This window comes from Allofrancisella frigidaquae (assembly GCF_012222825.1).
Classification (GTDB): domain Bacteria; phylum Pseudomonadota; class Gammaproteobacteria; order Francisellales; family Francisellaceae; genus Francisella; species Francisella frigidaquae.
The window spans coordinates 648,718-669,167 of the sequence record NZ_CP038017.1; the positions used below are offsets into that span (position 1 = coordinate 648,718).

Sequence of the window (20,450 nt, forward strand, 5' to 3'; positions counted from 1 at the left end):
AGAATTTACACATTTATTTGGAAAGTCCCCCTTTAACTTCAACCGCCTATACTGTTGAATATATAGCTACTAAAGGCAGTTATACAAGACAAGCTACAACAACTGTAAAAACAGCATCAGCTACAGTACCATCTATACAATCTGAAAAAGCTTATGGCACTACGTTAACTTATGATTTAACAGCAAATTTACAGAATACGGGTATAACCGATCAGTGGACGTTAAGTTGGAGTTCAAGCCCAAGTGCTACATTCACAGATACTACAACATCCCAGACGCAAGTTACTTTTGGTAGTTATGATACAGTATATACTGTAACGTTAGTGGCAACACCACCATCTGCAACTATCGCTCCTGTGACTGCCCCTATCACTATTAATTCAGGCCTAGCGCCAGCTTATACGCAAGCTACATATACTGTCTACCCTGATACAGGAACTACAGCGCAAGCTGTTGCTAATTACTACAACAATACAGCAGGGTTGCCAGGTGGCATAGCTAGTATCACAGCTAGTGGTGATAGCTTGATTTTTACATGTAAAGACGGTTATGAGATGGCTGGAGCTGCTGCAACTTTAGCGGTTGGATCATCTACAACTAATAATCAGGGTCTACAGCCGGTTCGTACTCCAACTGGGTATACTTCAGTGTTGTATGCTTCAAATGGCGCTGGTTTTTCAAACTCTTCTTCTTCCGGAGCATCAGCGTATAATGGATTTATTTTGAGTGAGGCGCTGCATCAGTGGGGAGTTAATTGTTATGTAAGCAATAACAATAACTAGGCTTAATATTTTTAGCTCGTGGGGAGTTAAATTTAATTAAATATAGTAAATGTTGTCCATAACAATTGTGCATTTTGGGATATTAGCGATTGTTTGAAGCAAACTATCTCTTTTTATGCGTCTTTTATAAACACATTTACCAAACTTATCGTTGCCGTGTAATTGGAAAATATTTTTTGCAATATCTATAGCTAATATTGTAATATTCATTATAGGCTGTGGACTGTTTAGGTTTGTTAATTTAAGTATAACAACTTGCTCTTTGAAGCATCACTGCTCCAGCAAGAGAGTCCATTTAATCAGTCTTTGGAAATATACTAGTAACTAATAATACTGCGACTGGTGGAGGTATAATTTTAAAAAAAAGTTAAGTAACTTAAATAGCCATTCACAAGTACAATCTGAGGCATATGCTTGGAGCCTTTGTTAAATAATAGAATATAAATTTTTAGGATCTTTAATAGGTGGAACCATATCCATTTGGCTACCAATATCATATTTTTCTGCTAAATCTAAAGCCAAGCGTAATACTGAAAAATCCTCGATCGCGAAGCCTACAGAATCGTATATCGTTATTTCATCATCACTTTCTCTACCTTTTTTAGCTCCAGTAACGATTTCCCAGACTTCTGCATGTAAAACTTGATCAATTTCTTGTTGAGTTAGATTTTGAATTTCTCCCTCGATCATAGATTGTTGTGTATATTCAACAACAACCTTACCTCTAAACAAAATATTTTTATCAAGCTCAGTTTTACCCGGACAATCACCGCCTAAACCATTTATATGAACACCTTTTTTAATCCAGTCATTTTCTATAACAGTAGCATGTAATTTACAAGCAGTACAAACGACTATAATATCAGCACCTTCACAGGCTTGTTTTGCACTATCACAAGCTATTAACTCAAGTCCCGCACCTTTCATATTATTAGCGTACTTTTTCATAGCTTTTGGATCTGTATCAAAGTATCTAACTGTTTTTATAGGACGAATTAGTTTATGAGCTAAAGTTTGAAACTCACTTTGAGCTCCGGTACCAATTAAAGCTATTGTTTTACTATTTTTACGGGCTAAGTAATCAGTAGCTAAAATTGTAGCTGCAGCTGTTCTTAAAGCTGTAAGTAATGTCATTTCAGAAATTAGCAGTGGGTAGCCATGTTTAACCTCGCTAAGCTGACCAGTAGCGATTACTGTTTGTTTGCCTGACTCTGGGTTTTTAGGATGGCCATTTACATATTTATAAGTAAATAGTTTTTTATTAGCTGTAGGCATAAGCTCTATTACACCACCTGGAACGTGAGCAGCATAGCGTGGTGATTTGTCAAATTCATTCCACCTTAGAAAATCTTCTTTAAGATACTTTACTAAATCATTTACAAAGTTATCAAACCCATGTTTAGTAACGATGCTAGACATATCTTGAACAGAAAGTATTCTCATAATCTCTTCCTATTTATATAAGTTATGTGAATTGTAATATAACTGGTAATCTATTTCAAACTAGTAGAATTTGCACAAAAAGATTTTTAAACTACCAATGTTAGTTTAGAGTAATGAAGGGACTCTTGCAAACTAAAATTATATTTTTCTAACTACGTGAAAAAATATGAAAAAAACTTTTTAGTAATAACTGTAATGAAATTTTAAGATTGTCATATTTTAAGTTGATATCGCTAATAAACCTTTATTGTTAATAGTTTTTTGGTATAGTGCATAGTATAAAATAATTTAAAGTTCGGTGTTAAGGTTAGAGTATGAAAACAATAGTCTTTGTCTATAAAAACAATTTAAAATCATATAAAGAAAGTTTCCTTTTAAAAATAAAAAAGGATCTCCAGGCTTATAAGTATTATACTTTAGCAGTTGATGACATGGATGAGGTTGTCGATATCCTTGAGGAAAATTCTAGAATATGCTCGATAGTTTTAGATAGAGCAAGTTTTAATATTGATGCTTTTCATGACATAGCACATTTAAATACAAAGTTGCCTATATTCGTGGTTTCTGACTATAACAATAGTATCAAGCTTAATCTAAAAGATTTTAACTTGAATATTAATTTCTTACAATATGATGCTTTAGCTGGGGAAGATGCAGATTTTATCAACAAAACTATAATTAATTATTTTAATGATATTTTACCGCCATTTACATATGAGCTGTTTAAGTATTCTAAATCTTTTAACTCTTCTTTTTGTACGCCAGGGCATCAAGGCGGCTATGGTTTTCAAAGATCAGCAGTAGGGGCACTATTTTATGATTTTTTTGGTGAGAATATATTTAAAACAGATCTTTCAATTTCTGTAAAAGAACTTGGAAGCTTGCTTGATCATTCTGATGCGCATAAAGATGCGGAAGAATATATATCAAAGGTTTTTAAATCAGACAGGTCTTTAATAGTCACAAATGGTACTTCAACTGCAAATAAAATTGTTGGTATGTATAGTGTTACTGATGGTGATACTATTTTAGTTGACAGAAATTGTCACAAATCTGTAACTCACCTTATGATGATGGTAGATGTAAACCCTGTGTATCTAAAGCCAACTAGAAATGCTTATGGAATTATTGGAGGTATTCCAAGAAAAGAGTTTAGAAAAGAAGCTATACAGCAAAAAATACAGGAAAGTAAGATTGCTGATAAATGGCCAGAATATGCGGTTATAACAAACTCAACCTATGATGGTATCTTATATAACACAGATACAATTCATAATGAACTAGATATCAAAAAGTTACATTTTGATGGTGCATGGATACCGTATGCTATCTTTCATCCTATATATAAGCATAAATCAGCTATGCAAATTGTCCCTAAGCCTGAGCATGTTGTTTTTGAAACACACTCAACACATAAGCTACTAGCAGCATTTAGTCAGTCCTCGATGTTACATATAAAAGGAGATTATAGTGAAGAAGTACTTAATGAAGCTTTTATGATGCATACATCAACCTCACCGTTTTATCCAATAGTTGCAAGTACTGAAACAGCAGCAGCTATGATGGATGGTGAACAAGGATATAATTTGATAGATAAAACTATTAATTTAGCTATGGATTTTAGAAAAGAATTAGTCAAATTAAAATCCGAAGCCCAAGGATGGTTTTTTGACGTTTGGCAACCAGATGATATTTCAAATAAAGAAACTTGGTTACTAAAGAATACTGATAGCTGGCATGGATTTAAAGATGTAGATGGAGATTTTTTATCACTTGATCCATTAAAAATAACTATATTGACTCCGGGAATAAAAGACAATGAGGTACAAGATTGGGGTATACCAGCAGACGTTGTTGCTAAGTTTTTAGACGAGCATGATATCGTAGTTGAAAAAACAGGTCCATATTCTTTACTGTTCATATTTAGTTTGGGTACAACAAAAGCAAAATCTGTAAGACTTATATCTGTTCTAAATAAGTTTAAGCAGATGTATGACGAAAATGCTTTAGTAGAAAAGATGTTGCCAACTTTATATGCAGAGGATCCGAAGTTTTATGATGATAAACGAATAAAGGAAATTAGTGAACAGTTGCATAACTATATGTATGAAGCTAATTTACCTACGCTTATGTACCAAGCTTTTAATGCGCTTCCAGAGCAACAAATAAACCCGCATAGAGCTTTTCAGAAATTACTTAAAGGTAAGGTTAAGAAAGTTCCGCTAGCTGAATTATATGGCCATGTCTCTGCAGTTATGATATTACCGTATCCACCCGGGATACCAGTAATATTCCCTGGGGAAAAAATTACTGCCGATTCGAAGGTGATTTTGGATTTCTTATTAATGCTGGAAAAAATTGGATCTATGCTCCCTGGTTTTGATACCGATATACATGGTCCAGAAAGGTCTAAAGATGGTAAGCTTTATATAAAAGTGATTAATGAAGAGTAGAATATTTTTTATCTAGACTCTTATAAAAAAAATTTAAAAAATGTATATTGTTGTTATTAATATAAAAAATCATTGGTTCTTTTATGCTTAAGACTCCTTTATATATGTGCCATCTTGCTGCAAATGCTAAGATGGTAGATTTTTCAGGCTGGTCAATGCCTATTAATTATGGTTCACAAATTCAAGAACATAATAATGTTCGTGAGAATTGTGGCTTATTTGATGTTTCTCATATGCTTGCTGTAGACATAAAAGGACAAGATGCAGAAGCTTTCTTACGTTATTTACTTGCAAATGACGTTGCTAAGTTAGAATCTAACCAAGCTCAGTATGGGTGTATGTTAAACCATGAGGCTGGAATAGTTGATGATTTAATTACTTATAAGATAGATTCTGAACATTTTAGAATAGTTGTAAATGCAGGTAATAGAGAGTCAGATGTTGCATGGTTTATAAAAAATACTACAAATTTTGATGTTAATATAACTCCACAAGAAGATTTAGCAATAGTAGCTGTCCAAGGACCAAAAGCAGCTGATGTTGTAAAACAAGCTTTATCAACTGATATTGTTGATAAAGTATTAGATCTAAAGTCATTTACATTTAGCGTATTTGACAAATGGATGTTTGCTCGTACAGGTTATACTGGTGAGGATGGTTTTGAGATTATTTTACCAGCTGAAAACGCTGTGGAATTTTGGGATAAATTAATTAGCTTAGGGGCAAGCCCCGCTGGTTTAGGTGCTAGAGATACTTTAAGACTAGAAGCTGGTATGCATTTATATGGCTTAGATATGAATATAAATACAACTCCACTAGAAAGAGGCTTGAGTTGGAGTGTGGATTTATCTGATGAGTCACGAGATTTTATAGGTAAAAAAGCTTTTTTAGCTACAAAAGCTAAAGGTATAGATATTAAGTGGGTTGGTATAATATTAAGATCAAAAGGAGTTCTTAGAGCAGCCCAAGAAATAGTATTTGATAATGGTAAAAGTGGTTACATAACAAGTGGTAGTTTTTCACCGACTTTAAAAATTGCTATTGCTTTAGCATATATCCCTAAAGATGGTGGTAACCCAAAAGTTAATATCAGAGGAAAGTTATTAGAGGTTGAAGTAGTTAAGCCTAGGTTTGTTAAAAACGGGAAGTCATTAATATAAATTTTAAAATTTAACTGATTTATAAGTATGGAGGTTATAAAATGTCGAATATTCCTAATAACTTGAAATATACAAAAACTCATGAATGGATAAAAGTAGATAGTGATGAGATAACTGTAGGTATTACAGAACATGCCCAATCTTTATTAGGTGATTTAGTATATGTGGAGTTACCTGAAGTTGGTGAGGAGTTTGCAGCTGGTGATGATACTTGTGTAGTTGAGTCAGTAAAAGCAGCTTCAGATGTATACGCACCTGTAGATGGTGAAGTTATAGAAGTAAATGAAGCTTTAGTTGATGATCCTTCACAAGTTAACCAAACACCATACCATTATGGTTGGTTATTTAAGATGAAAGTTTCTGATAAGTCTCAGTTGACTAGCTTGTTAAGTGCTGAAGACTATGCAAAAAACATAGAAGACTAGTTTTTCGTAAAATACAAATTAAATTAATACGTAACTAAAGTTGTTCTGTGGCTTGGCTGTAGGATTAATAGTTAGGGAGTCAAAAAAAAGACGCTACTATTAAGTCGTAGCATAGCAAAACTTTTTTAGTTAATTAAAAATCTTTAACCTTTTGTAAAGTTTATACAAAGGCATAGGAGGGTATATGTCTTTTATTCCGCATAAACCAGAGCAGATTAAAAAAATGCTTGATACTATTGGAGTTTCTTCAATAGACGATTTATTTGATGAAATCCCATCACAATTAAGATCAAAAGCTTTAAAGATCAAAGATGGGATAAATGAAATTCAGTTAGCTAACCTTGCGAAAAAAAGAGCAGGTAAGAATCATCAAAATACCAACTTTATTGGAGCAGGAGCATATAGTCACTACATCCCATCAGCTATTTGGGATATTGTGGGTAGAGGAGAATTTTATACAGCTTATACGCCATATCAAGCAGAAGCTTCTCAAGGTAGCTTACAGGTCATTTATGAATACCAAACTATGATGGCAGAGCTTACAGGCATGGCAGTTTCTAATGCCTCTATGTATGATGGAGCAACAGCTTTAGCTGAATCTGTGCTAATGGCAATCCGCTCTAATAAAAAAGCTAAGTCGCAAAAAGTGTTAATTATAGAGGCGCTACACCCTACATATTTAAAAGTTTTAGAAACTATTACTAAGCATCAGGGTATAGAGATAGATATAGTCGAACTAGACTCAAGAAATGGAAAAACAAACATAAGTAGTTTAGAAAAGTGTCAAGGTCAAAGCTATGCTGCTGTAGTAATTCAAAGCCCTAATTTCTTAGGCCAAATTGCTGATGTTGATAATTTGACTAATTGGGCTCATAACCAGGGTGCTTTGGTTGTTGCTGTTACTAATCCTATGTCTTTAGCAATTTTGAAATCACCCTCTGACTGGGGTGAAAATGGTGCTGATATTGTTTGTGGGGAAGGTCAACCTATGGGCGTGCCTTTAGCTTCTGGTGGGCCGTATTTTGGTTTTATGACTTGTAAAATGGATTATGTACGCCAAATGCCAGGACGTATAGTTGGTAGAACTGTTGATCTAGATGGTAAGGAAGGTTTTTGTCTAACTTTACAAGCTAGAGAGCAACATATTCGTCGTGCGAAAGCTACTTCAAATATATGTACCAATCAGGGTTTAATGGTAACAGCAGCAACTATTTATATGAGTTTACTTGGAGCTGAAGGTTTACAGCGTGTAGCTAGTGTATCACACGAAAATACTACAAACCTAGCTAATGAACTCTCTAAGCTAGATGGTGTTAGAGTTAGGTTTGGCGAAGCATTTTTTAATGAGGTGGTTGTTGATTTACCTGTAAATGCGCAAAATTTTGTAAAAGAGATGGAAAAAGAAGGTATAGATGCTGGTTATTTCTTAGGTGAGTACCATAGTGATTTAGAAAACTCTATTATGATTTGCTCTACTGAAATCCATACACAAGAAGACATTATCGATTATATCACTACAGCTAAAAAAGTTTTAGCTAGGTTAGGAGGTTAGGAAATGGTTATTTTTGAAAAAACTAGAGGTGTAAACTCACCAGCTGTAATGCCTAGCAAAAAAGGTGATGTTTCAAATATTCCAGTAAATATGCTTCGTTCTAAAAAACCTATATTACCAGAACAAGCAGAGCTAGATGTTGTTAGACACTACACGCAGTTATCACGTAAAAATTTTTGTATTGATACTAACTTTTATCCATTAGGGTCTTGTACCATGAAGTACAATCCTCGCGCAGCTCATAAGTATGCTAGTTTAGCAGGGTTTCTGGAAAGGCATCCATATGCAAATAGTCAAAGTATACAAGGAACTTTAGAGTGCTTGTATGATCTTCAAGAAGTTATTAAAGAACTAACTGGTATGACTGGCGTTTCATTGACTCCTATGGCTGGTGCTCAAGGTGAGTTTGCTGGTGTTGCTATGATAAAGGCATATCATCAAAAGCGTGGAGATTGTGAAAGGGATGAAATCATCGTGCCAGATGCTGCTCATGGTACAAATCCAGCTACTGCAAAAGTTTGTGGTCTAAAAGTTATTGAAATTCCTACTAAAAGGTGCGGTGATATTGATCTTGGAGCTTTAGAAAAAGTTCTAGGACCTAAAACAGCTGGTATTATGCTAACAAACCCCTCTACAGTAGGTGTGTTTGAAAGAAGCATAGCAACTATTGCTAAGAAGGTGCATGAAGCAGGCGGTCTATTGTACTATGATGGAGCAAACTTAAATGCTATCATGGGTAAAACTCGTCCTGGAGATATGGGTTTTGATGTTTTACATATGAATTTACACAAAACGTTTGCTACTCCTCATGGTGGTGGCGGTCCAGGTGCTGGTCCAGTAGCTGTGAATGATAAGCTAAAAGAGTTTTTACCAATACCAATGGTTGGTAAAAAAGACGATAAATTTGTATGGTTAGAAGAAAAAGATGTGCCAAATACTATTGGCAGATTATCTGCGTTTAATGGTAATATTGGCGTATTAATTAGGGCGTATATTTATGCAGCTCTTTTAGGTGGCAATGGTCTGACACAAGCATCCGAAATAGCTACTTTAAATGCTAATTATATGATGGCACGTTTAAAACAGGAAGGTTTTACTATAGCTTATCCAGAAAGAAGGGCTTCACATGAGTTTATTGTAACTTTGAAGCCTGAGCTACAAAAATATGGTGTCACAGCTACAGATTTTGCTAAATGTTTGATAGATAGAGGCGTACATGCTCCTACCATGTACTTCCCATTATTAGTGCCAGAGTGTCTGCTAATAGAGCCTACTGAAACTGAAAATGTCGATAGTATGGAAAAATTTATCCAAGCAATGGTAGAGATTCGTGATATTGCTAAAGAAAATCCTGAATATTTAAAAGGAGCTCCATATAATCTACCAGCTCGTCGTTTAGATGATGTCAAAGCTGCTAAAGAGCTTGATATTGTTTGGTCATCTAAATAGTCAAGGCGTAACTTCTTAAAGTTCGGTTATATTAATTTTTTAGATGTTTCCTTTGCTTTCTTCTTATGTCCTAATAAATATGTTAAAATTTTCGATAGTTATTTAATCTTTCTTTTTATAAATATAATATGCTGGCATTTCAAGAAATTATTTTAAAATTACACCATTATTGGGCATCAAAAGGTTGTGCTATTATTCAACCGCTAGACATGGAAGTAGGAGCCGGAACATTTCATCCTGCAACGACTCTTAGAGCAATAGGTCCAGAGCCTTGGACAGCAGCATATGTACAACCATCAAGAAGACCTACAGATGGTCGTTATGGCGATAATCCTAATCGTACACAACATTACTACCAATATCAAGTTGTGATGAAACCATCCCCTGATAATATTCAAGAACTTTATTTAGGTTCATTAAGAGAGCTTGGTATAGACCCATTAGAGAATGATATTCGTTTTGTTGAAGATAACTGGGAATCACCAACATTAGGTGCTTGGGGTCTTGGTTGGGAAGTGTGGTCAAATGGTATGGAGATTACACAGTTTACATATTTTCAACAAGTTGGTGGTTTAGAGTGTAAACCTGTAATGGGTGAGATCACTTATGGTCTTGAGCGTTTAGCAATGTATATTCAAAATGTTGACAGTATGTATGATATTCTTTGGGCCAATACGCAAAATGGACCTTTATACTATCGTGATGTATTTTTCCAAAATGAAGTTGAAATGTCGACTTATAACTTTGAAGAAGCAAATGTTGAAGAGCTGTTTAAACAGTTTGATCTATTTGAGAAAGAAGGTTACAGATTAGTAGAAAAAGATTTACCTCTTCCGGCATATGAGTTTGTATTAAAAGCTTCGCATACTTTTAATTTATTAGATGCCCGCCATGCTATATCTGTTACAGAAAGACAAGGCTATATTTTAAGAGTAAGAAAATTAGCATTAGAAGTAGCTAAAAAATATTATCAAGCCAGAGAAAAACTAGGTTTTCCAGCGTTTAAGGAATAGTTATCACTATTATTAAATAAAAAAGTAGAGTTATACCCGCGTACGCGGGTATCATTAAGATATTAGCGATTAGTCAATAGACCCCCGTATTAAGCACGAGGATGATGGAAGAGTTACGGAGGTTTTCTCCTGTTAAAATAATCGTTAGAGGATGAATTTCTAGCATGAAAAATCAAATATTAGAATTTTTTGGGATTAAAGCTTTAGATGCTAAAAATCTTCAAATTCAATCCTTATATTTAGATAGTCGTAAATGTGATAATAAATCAGCATTTATTGCTCTTAAAGGTCAAATTACTGACGGTAATAAATATATTGAGGATGTCTTAGCTAAAGGTGTAAAACTTGTTTTATCTGATAATCCTAAACTAGCTAATGGAGAAAATGTCTTTTTTGTGGATAATCTAAAAGATAAATTACCAACTTTAGCAAAATGGTTTTATAACTACAAAAAACCACAAAATATAATAGGAATAACTGGCACAAATGGTAAAACCTCTATTTCTAATTACGTTGCGCAATTTTTAAATTTAGCTGGACAAAAGTCACTATTGCTTGGTACAAATGGTAATGGTATTTACCCTAATTTAAAAGAAAGCTCACATACAACGCTTGATATTTTGTCTTTATATCAAACAATAACTACGTATTGTGATAAAACTGATGTAGATTCCGGACCGGAGTCCGGAATGACAGTTGATATTGCTAATTTAGTAATGGAAGTTTCTTCACACTCACTTGATCAAAAGCGTATTGAGGGAGTAGATTTTGATGTCGCAGTATTTAGTAATCTTAGTCATGATCATCTTGATTATCATAAGACTATGGATAGTTACTTTGAGGCTAAAGCTAAGCTATTTAAGTTTAAAAGCCTAAAAAAAGCTGTAATAAATATAGACGATGAGTATGGTAAAAGGCTAGTTAATTTATCTGTAGCTCCTGTAGTAACTGTAAGCTTAAAATCAAAGCAAGCCGATATATATGTACAGGTTAGCGAAGTAAGAGATATGCTTACTAGTTTTAACGTATACATTAAAGGTGAGTTTGCTGGCCAGTTTAAAACTTCTTTGATTGGTGAATTTAATCTAATAAATTTGGCTTTAAGTATAGGAGCTTTGATTAATAATGTTGATAAAAACTTTTTACTTGAAAATATTTCTAAAATCTTACCAGTAAAAGGCCGTATGGAGATTATACAGTTAGCTAATAATGCTAAAGTTATAATAGATTATGCTCATACTCCAGATGCTCTAGAGAAGGTTTTACAAACTTTAAGGAAGTATTCAAAAGCTAAATTGTGGTGTGTATTTGGCTGCGGTGGTAATAGGGATAAAACTAAACGATCTAAAATGGCAACAATAGCAGAAAAATTTGCTGATAAAGTGATTGTAACAGAAGATAATAATCGCTTTGAAAATATAGAAGATATTTTTAGTGATATTAAAGAAGGCTTTTTAAAACCTGAAAACCATATTTTTATTAATTCACGTGAAAAAGCGATAAACCATTGCATTAAAAATTCTACTTTTAATGATGTAATCTTATTAGCTGGTAAGGGGCATGAGTGTTATTTAGATAAAAATGGAATTAAAGAATATTTTGATGAGAGAGAAGTTGTTGATATTTATACTTAATATATCTAAGATTAATGTTTATTGAAGCATTATAAGTTAAACTTTAAAGGATTATATTTTATAAAGACCTTTTAGATGTGGCCTAATTAATCTTTGTAGTTTTATCAACAATAATAGCTGTAGTCATAGAACCATGAATATTTAATGGGGTTCTAAAGCTGTCAATAATAGCATCTACTCCTATAATTAGAGCAATAAGCTGCCAAGGTAAGCCGAAGTAAGAAAATACTACGCCAGCTGCTACAAAAGCTGTACCTGGTATACCAGATACACCTAAAGATGCTAGCATACAAATAAAAGATATAATTATAACGCATGAGAATGTAATATCAGCTCCAGTAGCGTTCATAGCCATAATAGCTAATACAGCAGGGAATACCCCAGCACAAGCATTCATTCCTAATGTAGTCCCCATAGTAGGAGCAAATGTTGCAATAGTACTAGATGTGCCATATTTATTTAAACCTTCTATTGATAAAGGTAGTGTGCCCATGCTTGACCTGGAGGTAGCTGCTACTAACATAGCCTTCCAAATACTTTTATAGAACCTAACCAGGTTAGTTTTAAATATTACTAATAGACCAATATGCATAGCTAAAACAATAAACATAGCTATATAGCAGGTTAAAATAAAGTATAGAACTGTTGATATACTATTCTTATCAAGTTCTATGCTCATTTGGATCATAAGGCCGAGCACACCATAAGGTGTAATTGCGATAACTATCTTTGCAAGCTTTTTGATTATAAAAAATGCTGAATCTATAAAATCGATAAATGGTTTAGCAAGTTTGCTATCTTCACGGTGGGCTATAAGCATAGAAAAACCGAGTAAGATGGAAAATATGACGATAGCCATGACGTTATTATTATCCATTTGATGAAATAGATTATCAGGTAAAAAGCTTAAGATAGTTTCTGAAAAAGTAGAAGTTTTTATCTCTTTAGCAAAGTTACCAGCTATTGAAGGTATATCTAGCCCGTGTCCAATGTCCATAAGAATAGCAACCGTTGCTCCTATAGCAGCACTTGCTCCAGTTAGGATAAGTAAAGTAGCTATAGTTTTATAAGCAAACTTAATTATAGAGGAGCCAGTATAATTTTTTAGGTTAACTATAGAATGTACTATAGAAGTTAAAACTATAGGGATAATTAGCATTTTTAATAGAGAAATATAGCCATTACCTAATATGTTACTAGTTTGGATGAAGGCTTCACTATGATAACCCACTGTAATATAGCAAATACCTACAATTGTCCCGGTGATTAGTGCTAATATAGTCCTAAAGTTAAAACTATAGCTTTTTAGGTGTAGAAAAATTAGCAGTAAAAAAACTACTATTAGAATGAAGAACATCTTATTTAAACCTCTATATAACTTATAAATATTACAAATGATTGGATATTGTACATGTATAAACTAATAACTTCTATTAAAATATTTAAATACAAATTTATGTTGTAAAAAAATATAATCTATTATTATAATGAAGTTAATTAGTCTTCTGGAATAGTAATATGTCAAATACGCTTATGCATCAAGAGGCTGTTAGTAGCTTTCAGAAAGTAGCTAATCAGCTAGAATTAAATAAAGATATAGTAAGTGACATTGTTAAATTATTAAAATCTAAGAATATCAAAAGAATAATAACAATAGCAAGAGGAAGCTCTGATTGCGTAGCGAATTTTGCTAAATATCTATTTGAAGTAAAATTAGGGTTTAGTGTTTCATCATTGTCACCGTCAGTAACTACTATTTATGGCAAGAATATAGGTGATAGTGAAACTTTAGCTGTAGCTATCTCGCAATCTGGAGGTAGCCCTGATTTGAGGTTGGCTTTGCAGGGGTGTAAAAAAACAGGTTGTACTACTTTAGCAATTGTTAATAAGGAAGAATCTCCATTAGCTAAGGTGGCAGATTTAGTATTACCTGTCAGGGCTGGTGAGGAAAATGCCGTTGCTGCAACAAAAAGTGTTATTACCTCACTAGTGGCTTTAGTTAACATAGTGGCAGAATATTCTCAAGAAGAAAGCTTACTTGAAGCCTTAGAAAACTTACCTAAAGTATTAGAAGCTTCTCTGACTTTAGACTGGACTGCTGCTATTGATACTTTTAAAAAAAGCAAAAATATGTTTGTTATTGGTCGTGGTTTTGGATTTCCTATAGCTCAAGAGATGGCTTTAAAATTTAAAGAAACTTGTAGAATTCATGCAGAAGCTTTTAGTGGGGCCGAAGTGCTACATGGTCCGTTTGCTCTTATGAACCAAACATTTACAACTTTTACAGTCTTACAGAATGATGAAAGCGCGCCCGGAACAGTTGATATTGTAAATAGGATGTCAAACTTAGGAGTTAATACTATTTTTGCTAGCTTTGGGGCTAAATTGGAAACCCAAGCTAAGGTTAGTTTAAATGCAGAATTAAAAACCCACCCAGTACTTGAACCAATAGTGATACTGCAAAAATTTTACATTATGGTTAATGATCTAGCTATTTTACTTGGTCTTAATCCAGATAACCCAACAAACCTTAAAAAAGTTACAGAAACAGTTTAAATTCTTATCAGGAGAAATTTTATGAATACTAAAAAAGCAAGACTCAAGATCATAATGCTGATATTTTTTTCAGCAATGGGGGGTATGCTATATGGATATGATATTGGTATAATAGGTGGGGTTCTACCTTTTATCAAATCTGAATTGGGTATGACTGCTGCGCAGGAGTCGTTCTTAGGAGGCTCTGTTTTATTTGGCGGAGCTTTTGCGATTCTTATTGGCGGAGTATTAGCTGATATCTTTGGAAGAAAAAATATCATTACAGCATCTGGTTTGCTATTTATGGCATCAGTTTTTATGATTTATTTTGCTGAAAGTTATAATTTTCTTGTGTTTTCAAGATTAGTTCAAGGCATAGCTGTTGGTTTTATATCTATAACTGTTCCATTATACCTGACAGAGTCTGTGCCTAGTATGATCCGTGGTTTAGCGGTTACATGCTTTCAATTGTTTTTGACTGCTGGGATATTAATGTCTGTAGCAATAAGTTTATTCTTCATATCAAAAGATCCTACTACAGGTCTAGAAATCGGTGATTGGAGAAATATGTTTCTTACAGCTTTGGTTCCTGGTCTGATTGTGTTTATAGGCGGATTTTTTCTAATTAAGTCTCCTAGATGGCTAATTATGAAAAATAGAGAACAGGAAGCAGAAAAGATCCTTACTGAAACTATAGGTGTAGATGCAGCAAAACGACAAATGCAAGAGGTTAAAACTCTAATTGAGAAAACCAAAAATGAAGGTAGTCTGCTATCAAGTCTTACAAAAAAACATTATTTAATGCCGATGCTTATTGTGTTTTCAGTTGCTATCTTAGCTCAGATGACTGGGATAAACAGTATCTTACAATATGCACCAACTATGCTAAAAGAAACTGGTTTGGGCTCTGTTTATGCTGCTGTTGTTGGTGGGGTTGCTATAACAGGTCTTAACTTTGTTACAACTATTATAGCTGTTCTTATAGCTGATAAGATCGAGAGGAAATTTGTAATTACTTTTGGAACTTTGATGGTTTCTATAGTTTTACTTACTTTAGCTGTTTTAATGTATGTTATGCCTGATACTTCAGCTAAAGGAGTGGCTTTACTTATCGGTTTTATATTATATATATTCTTCTTTGCTATTGGTCCAGGAGCTTATATATGGGTTATCATGTCAGAGCTTTTACCTACAAACATTAGAAGTAAAGGTTTAGCTATGGCGTTGTTTTTAAATAGCATGGCTTCTGCAATTTTGGCTTCTGCTGTAATGCCTGTTACTCAGCATTTTAATGGAAATTATGGTGTGATTTTAGGCATATGTGGAGTATGTACTCTAGTATATAGCTTTATAGCATTTAAGTTTGTACCAAAAACAAATGGTCGTACCCTAGAAGAAATCGAACAAGGTTTTATCAAATAATAGTTTAAGCAGGATTATTAATATCTACAAACTTAGCTTCTAAGTTAAGCCTTTCTTCAAGAAGATTTGCAATGGCTTTTACACCTTCTTTTTCAGTTGCATGGTGACCAGCTGCGATATAGTTTATGCCTAGTTCTCTAGCAATATGGGGTGTACGTTCTGATATTTCACCTGATATAAAGGTAGTTGCTCCAGCGTTATAAGCATATTCTATGAAATCTTGAGCACCACCAGTACATATAGCTACTTTTTTGTTTGAGCTCTTAGTGTTGATGACTAAAGGTTCTCTACCTAAAATTTTTGCTATAAGTTTGCTAAAACTAGCTAAATCTAAATTACAATCAGCTATTACTGAAATATCAGGCTTCACTCCAGTATCAAAAAAAGAAATGTTTTCCAGATTTAATTTTTGGGCTAGTAGTACATTATTGCCAATTTCCCTATGACCATCTAGGGGTAAATGGTAAGCAAATAGATGTATACCATTTTTTATAAGTTTTGCTATGCGTTGATATTTTATTCCAGTAATAGGATAATCTTCACCTTTCCAAAAGTAACCATGATGCACTATTATAGCATCAGCATTTTCATAAATAGCTTCATCAATTAAAGCTTGGCAAGCTGTTACTCCAGTTATAACTTTCTTAATATTTTTGCTGCCTTGTATTTGCAAGCCATTAGGAGCATAGTCTTTATAAGCATTAATCTCAAAATAATCATTTAGGAATTTTTCTAGCTCTTTAAAGTGCATAGGTCTGAAAAATAAAGTTTATAGTGATATAATCTTACATTGTATATGTTCTGAAATAGTATTTAAAATGTAAAAGCATAATTTTTGGGTTTTCGTATGTATAAAACAAGTATTGTAAAAGTTGGTGATATTTTAATCGGTGGTAATAACCCTATAGTAGTGCAGTCTATGACGGATACTTACACGGCTGATATAGATAAAACGGTAAAACAAATTTTAGCATTGCATAGAGCTGGTAGTGAAATTGTAAGGATTACTGTTAATGACGAAGAAGCTGCTAAGGCAGTTCCTGTAATTGTAAAAGAGCTCGCAAAACACGATTGTCATGTACCTTTGGTAGGGGACTTCCACTATAATGGCCATACTCTTTTAAGTAAATATCCAGAATGCGCAAAAGCATTAGCCAAATATAGAATTAATCCAGGTAATGTTGGCTTTGGGAAGAAAAAAGATACTCAGTTTGCTGAAATTATAAAAATAGCTATAGCAAACGATAAACCTGTACGTATAGGAGTTAATTGGGGAAGTTTAGATCAAAGTTTACTGGCAAGATTAATAGATGAAAATAATTCCTCTGCAAATCCATTAGACTTAAAAGAGATAATGCATAAAGCTCTTATAACATCAGCTTTAGAAAGTGCTAAATATGCTCAAGATTTAGGTTTAGCAAAAGATAAAATAATAATCTCATGTAAGGTTAGTGAGGTTCAAGACTTGATAGCTGTTTACCAAAAATTAGCTAAAGAATGCGATTACGCTTTACACCTTGGGCTTACAGAAGCTGGTATGGGCACAAAGGGTATAGTTGCTAGTGCTATTAGTTTAGGTATACTTTTACAACAAGGTATTGGTAATACTATACGAGTATCATTAACACCAGCCCCAAATGCTCCGCGCACAGAGGAAGTTAGAGTTTGCCGTGAGATACTGCAAAATCTTGGTTTAAGAACATTCACTCCAAGTGTAACATCTTGTCCAGGGTGTGGTAGAACAACAAGCTCATTTTTTAGGGAGCTAACTAGCCAAGTCAAAGAATATCTTGATGAAAAGATGCACCAATGGAAAGAAGAGTATAAAGGTGTTGAAAACATGAAGGTTGCTGTTATGGGCTGTGTGGTAAATGGCCCTGGTGAGTCTAAAAATGCTGATATTGGTATCAGTTTACCTGGTAGTGGAGAATCACCAGTAGCACCTGTATTTATAGACGGTAAAAAGTCTCATACATTAAGAGGTGATAACATCTCTAACGAATTTATAGAGATAGTCGAGAATTATGTTAGAAATAATTATAAAAAAGTGAGTAGGTAGAGAGATGTCAGTAGTTTTTATTAAAACGCCATTCCCAAAGCTTAAGTTTGGCTATACAAATAATACTCAAGGCTTTAGTAAAGGAAAGTTTGCTAAGTTTAATCTATCTGATAGTGTTGGAGATAATCCTCTAGCAGTTGAAAAAAATCGTAATTTATTTAAATCGTGTGTAAACGCCAATGTTAAGTGGCTTAGACAAAATCATACAAATATTATAAAAAGTTTCGAGGAGTATGATGGAGAGTTCTGTGATGCCATCTATACAGATAAACCAAATCAAGTTTGTACTGTATTGACAGCAGATTGCCTTCCTATTTTACTTTTTGACAAAAGAATGACAAAAGTAGCTGCAGTACATGCTGGTTGGAAAGGCTTGGCTCATGGAGTATTAGAAGTTAGCTTAAAAGAATTTATAGGTTTGGACCTTGTTGCATGGTTTGGCCCTTGTATAACACAACCGTATTATGAAGTTGGCCAAGACGTATATGATAGTTTTATCAAGCAAGACGAAACGTTTATTCAAGCTTTTAAACCAAAAGGAGAAAATAAATATTTTTTTGATATTAAGTTTATTGCTAAGCAGATTTTAAATAGTAATCATTGTTTTGATGTAGTTGATTCAGGTTTATGTACATTTAGTAATAAAAGATTCTATTCCTATCGTAAAGAAGGGGTTACAGGCAGACAAGCTAGTTTTATATGGTTTGAGTAAATAAGTATAAAAGGATATTTATGTCACAAAAATTACAAGTTTTAAGAAAGTTAATGAATGAAAGAGGCTATGACTTTTATCTGGTGCCTTCGATAGACGATCATAATAATGAATATGTACCTGAGTGTTGGCAGTATCGTAGTTGGATTAGTGGCTTTGATGGATCTGCAGGGGATGTTTTAGTAACTTTAGATCATGCATACTTATCTACTGATGGTAGATATTTTTCTCAAGCTGAATATCAGTTAGCAAAGAGTGATTTTACTTTATTAAAGCAAGCTAGTTTTGAATCTGAAATTGAAAAATGGTTAGCTAAAAGTTTTGCTGATAAAACTTTAGCTATAGATCCTAAAAAAATAGGTATAACTAGAGTTTCAAATTTATTAGATATTGCTACAAAATCTGGTGGAAAGATAATTTTTGATGATGAGAATTTGGTTGCAAGAGCTCAGCAGGAATTAAATCAAGTAGTAGCTGTACCAACTGCAAGAGTATTTGAACAGCAAATCCAATACGCCGGTCAATCTGTTGAATCAAAGCTAAACACTATCCGTAAAGAGTTAAAAGAAAAATCTCAAAACGCTTTAGTTGTTTCTAGTTTAGATGAAATCATGTGGGCTCTTAATATTCGTGGTAGAGATATTGAACATACTCCAGTAGCTATTAGTTACTTAGTTATGACTTTAGAAGAAGTTTACTTTTATATAGATAATTCTAAATTGGATGAGCAGATAAAGGCTTATTTAACAAGTAATAATGTTATAGTTAAAGAGTACACACAATTTTTTGAGGATTTGGCTACTTATGAAGCTAAGTATCTATTAGATGCTACTAGTGCTAGCTATGCTATAAAACAAGCAATAGAGAAAAATTCTAAAAGTTCAATACTAGTGGATAGATCACCTATTGTATTAAGTAAAGCTATAAAAAACTCCGTAGAAATAAATGGCGCTAAAGACGCTCATAGGAAAGACGCAGCGGCATTTATAAAGTGGTGGTATTGGCTAGAGAATAATTATCAAGGGATCAATGAGCTACAAGCTGTTGCCAAACTAGCTGAATATAGAGCACAGCAAAAAGGCTATGTTGAAGATAGTTTTCCATATATTGTAGGGCATGGCGCTAATGGTGCTATTATACATTACAAGCCTAAAAATAACTCGCAGTTAAAAACACTTGATGATCAAGTGCCTTTACTATGCGATTCTGGAGGACAATATAATGAGGGTACTACAGATATAACTAGAGTACTACATTTTGGTAGGCCAACTAAAGAGCATAGAAGATATTACACTTTAGTGTTAAAAGGACATTTAGCTTTAGGTAGAGCTGTATTTCCAAAAGGGACTACAGGGTCTCAATTAGACGTTTTAGCACGCGAACATTTGTGGCATTTTTGTGCTGATTATAGTCACGGCACAGGCCATGGTGTAGGTAGTTTCTTAGGGGTTCATGAAGGTCCCCAACGCATTAATTCAAGTTCTAAAGTAGAGTTAATGCCTGGGATGATACTAAGTAATGAACCAGGAGCATATTTTCCAGGTGAGTTTGGTATTAGGATAGAAAATTTATGTTATGTTAAACAACGTAACCAAGAATCTCCTACAGGTCACGGACCATTTTATTGTTTCGAGGATTTAACTTTAATACCTTATGAATATAAGTTAATAGAAACGTATATGCTGACGTACACAGAGAAGAAAACTATAAATAACTATTATAGTAGGATTAGAAAAGAAGTTTTGCCATTAATTGAAGAAAAAGATGTAAGAGATTTCTTATTACTCAAAACAAGACATATCAAATAAAAA

At 33.6% G+C, this 20,450-nt stretch carries 17 protein-coding genes; 13 read left to right on the top strand and 4 right to left on the bottom strand.

The features are described 5' to 3' along the window. Positions 1-17: 17 nt before the first annotated feature. On the top strand, positions 18-782 hold the full coding sequence (locus E3E15_RS03050) for a hypothetical protein (RefSeq protein WP_172106543.1): 765 nt from the start codon (positions 18-20) through the stop codon (positions 780-782). Positions 783-818: 36 nt separating this feature from the next. Here the strand turns inward: E3E15_RS03050 and E3E15_RS03055 are convergent, their stop codons facing one another. Both E3E15_RS03055 and E3E15_RS03060 read right to left on the bottom strand, forming a co-directional pair. Continuing rightward, positions 819-992: a hypothetical protein gene (locus E3E15_RS03055; protein WP_172106544.1), complete on the bottom strand. Its 174-nt coding sequence runs from the start codon at positions 990-992 to the stop codon at positions 819-821. Between the two features lie 216 nt (positions 993-1,208). Beyond that, complete coding sequence (locus tag E3E15_RS03060; protein ID WP_172106545.1) at positions 1,209-2,225, bottom strand: ornithine cyclodeaminase; 1,017 nt, start codon at positions 2,223-2,225, stop codon at positions 1,209-1,211. Positions 2,226-2,539: 314 nt separating this feature from the next. Here E3E15_RS03060 and ldcC point away from each other — a divergent pair, with 314 nt between their 5' ends. The 7 genes from ldcC to E3E15_RS03095 all read left to right on the top strand — a co-directional run bounded on the left by ldcC (position 2,540) and on the right by E3E15_RS03095 (position 11,911). Further along, complete coding sequence (ldcC, locus tag E3E15_RS03065; protein WP_035718774.1) at positions 2,540-4,678, top strand: lysine decarboxylase LdcC; 2,139 nt, start codon at positions 2,540-2,542, stop codon at positions 4,676-4,678. A gap of 83 nt (positions 4,679-4,761) precedes the next feature. Next, positions 4,762-5,838 carry a glycine cleavage system aminomethyltransferase GcvT gene (gene gcvT, locus E3E15_RS03070; protein WP_172106546.1) on the top strand — a complete coding sequence of 359 codons (1,077 nt, stop codon included), beginning with the start codon at positions 4,762-4,764 and terminating at the stop codon, positions 5,836-5,838. Positions 5,839-5,879: 41 nt separating this feature from the next. Beyond that, entirely contained in the window at positions 5,880-6,263 is a 384-nt protein-coding gene (gene gcvH, locus E3E15_RS03075) for a glycine cleavage system protein GcvH (RefSeq protein WP_172106547.1), read from the top strand. A gap of 184 nt (positions 6,264-6,447) precedes the next feature. Then, a complete protein-coding gene (gcvPA, locus tag E3E15_RS03080) occupies positions 6,448-7,815 on the top strand; it encodes an aminomethyl-transferring glycine dehydrogenase subunit GcvPA (protein ID WP_172106548.1) in 1,368 nt (455 codons plus the stop codon). A gap of 3 nt (positions 7,816-7,818) precedes the next feature. Continuing rightward, positions 7,819-9,264, top strand: a complete 1,446-nt coding sequence (gcvPB, locus tag E3E15_RS03085) for an aminomethyl-transferring glycine dehydrogenase subunit GcvPB (RefSeq protein ID WP_172106549.1) — start codon at positions 7,819-7,821, stop codon at positions 9,262-9,264. A 128-nt stretch (positions 9,265-9,392) separates the two neighbouring features. Further along, entirely contained in the window at positions 9,393-10,277 is an 885-nt protein-coding gene (gene glyQ, locus E3E15_RS03090; protein ID WP_035718782.1) for a glycine--tRNA ligase subunit alpha, read from the top strand. A gap of 164 nt (positions 10,278-10,441) precedes the next feature. Further along, positions 10,442-11,911 (top strand): UDP-N-acetylmuramoyl-L-alanyl-D-glutamate--2,6-diaminopimelate ligase, encoded by a 1,470-nt coding sequence (locus E3E15_RS03095; RefSeq protein WP_172106550.1) that lies wholly within the window; start codon positions 10,442-10,444, stop codon positions 11,909-11,911. An 82-nt stretch (positions 11,912-11,993) separates the two neighbouring features. Here E3E15_RS03095 and E3E15_RS03100 read toward each other — a convergent pair whose 3' ends face one another. Beyond that, positions 11,994-13,268 carry a dicarboxylate/amino acid:cation symporter gene (locus tag E3E15_RS03100; RefSeq protein ID WP_172106551.1) on the bottom strand — a complete coding sequence of 425 codons (1,275 nt, stop codon included), beginning with the start codon at positions 13,266-13,268 and terminating at the stop codon, positions 11,994-11,996. Positions 13,269-13,429: 161 nt separating this feature from the next. On the opposite strand from E3E15_RS03100, the gene E3E15_RS03105 reads away from it, so the two are divergent. Further along, positions 13,430-14,467, top strand: coding sequence for an SIS domain-containing protein (locus tag E3E15_RS03105; protein ID WP_172106552.1), 1,038 nt, complete (start codon positions 13,430-13,432; stop codon positions 14,465-14,467). A 21-nt stretch (positions 14,468-14,488) separates the two neighbouring features. Further along, a complete protein-coding gene (locus E3E15_RS03110; protein ID WP_035718789.1) occupies positions 14,489-15,868 on the top strand; it encodes a sugar porter family MFS transporter in 1,380 nt (459 codons plus the stop codon). A 4-nt stretch (positions 15,869-15,872) separates the two neighbouring features. Here E3E15_RS03110 and E3E15_RS03115 read toward each other — a convergent pair whose 3' ends face one another. Then, positions 15,873-16,619, bottom strand: a complete 747-nt coding sequence (locus tag E3E15_RS03115) for a Nif3-like dinuclear metal center hexameric protein (protein ID WP_035718791.1) — start codon at positions 16,617-16,619, stop codon at positions 15,873-15,875. A 96-nt stretch (positions 16,620-16,715) separates the two neighbouring features. On the opposite strand from E3E15_RS03115, the gene ispG reads away from it, so the two are divergent. The 3 genes from ispG to E3E15_RS03130 are packed head-to-tail and all read left to right on the top strand — an operon-like array spanning position 16,716 to position 20,447. Further along, the gene (ispG, locus tag E3E15_RS03120) at positions 16,716-17,927 is read left to right on the top strand and encodes a flavodoxin-dependent (E)-4-hydroxy-3-methylbut-2-enyl-diphosphate synthase (protein WP_035718793.1); all 1,212 of its coding nucleotides are present in this window, start codon (positions 16,716-16,718) and stop codon (positions 17,925-17,927) included. 4 nt (positions 17,928-17,931) lie between these two features. After that, a complete protein-coding gene (gene pgeF, locus E3E15_RS03125; RefSeq protein WP_035718794.1) occupies positions 17,932-18,639 on the top strand; it encodes a peptidoglycan editing factor PgeF in 708 nt (235 codons plus the stop codon). Between the two features lie 20 nt (positions 18,640-18,659). Then, the gene (locus E3E15_RS03130; RefSeq protein WP_172106553.1) at positions 18,660-20,447 is read left to right on the top strand and encodes an aminopeptidase P family protein; all 1,788 of its coding nucleotides are present in this window, start codon (positions 18,660-18,662) and stop codon (positions 20,445-20,447) included. Positions 20,448-20,450: the final 3 nt, after the last annotated feature.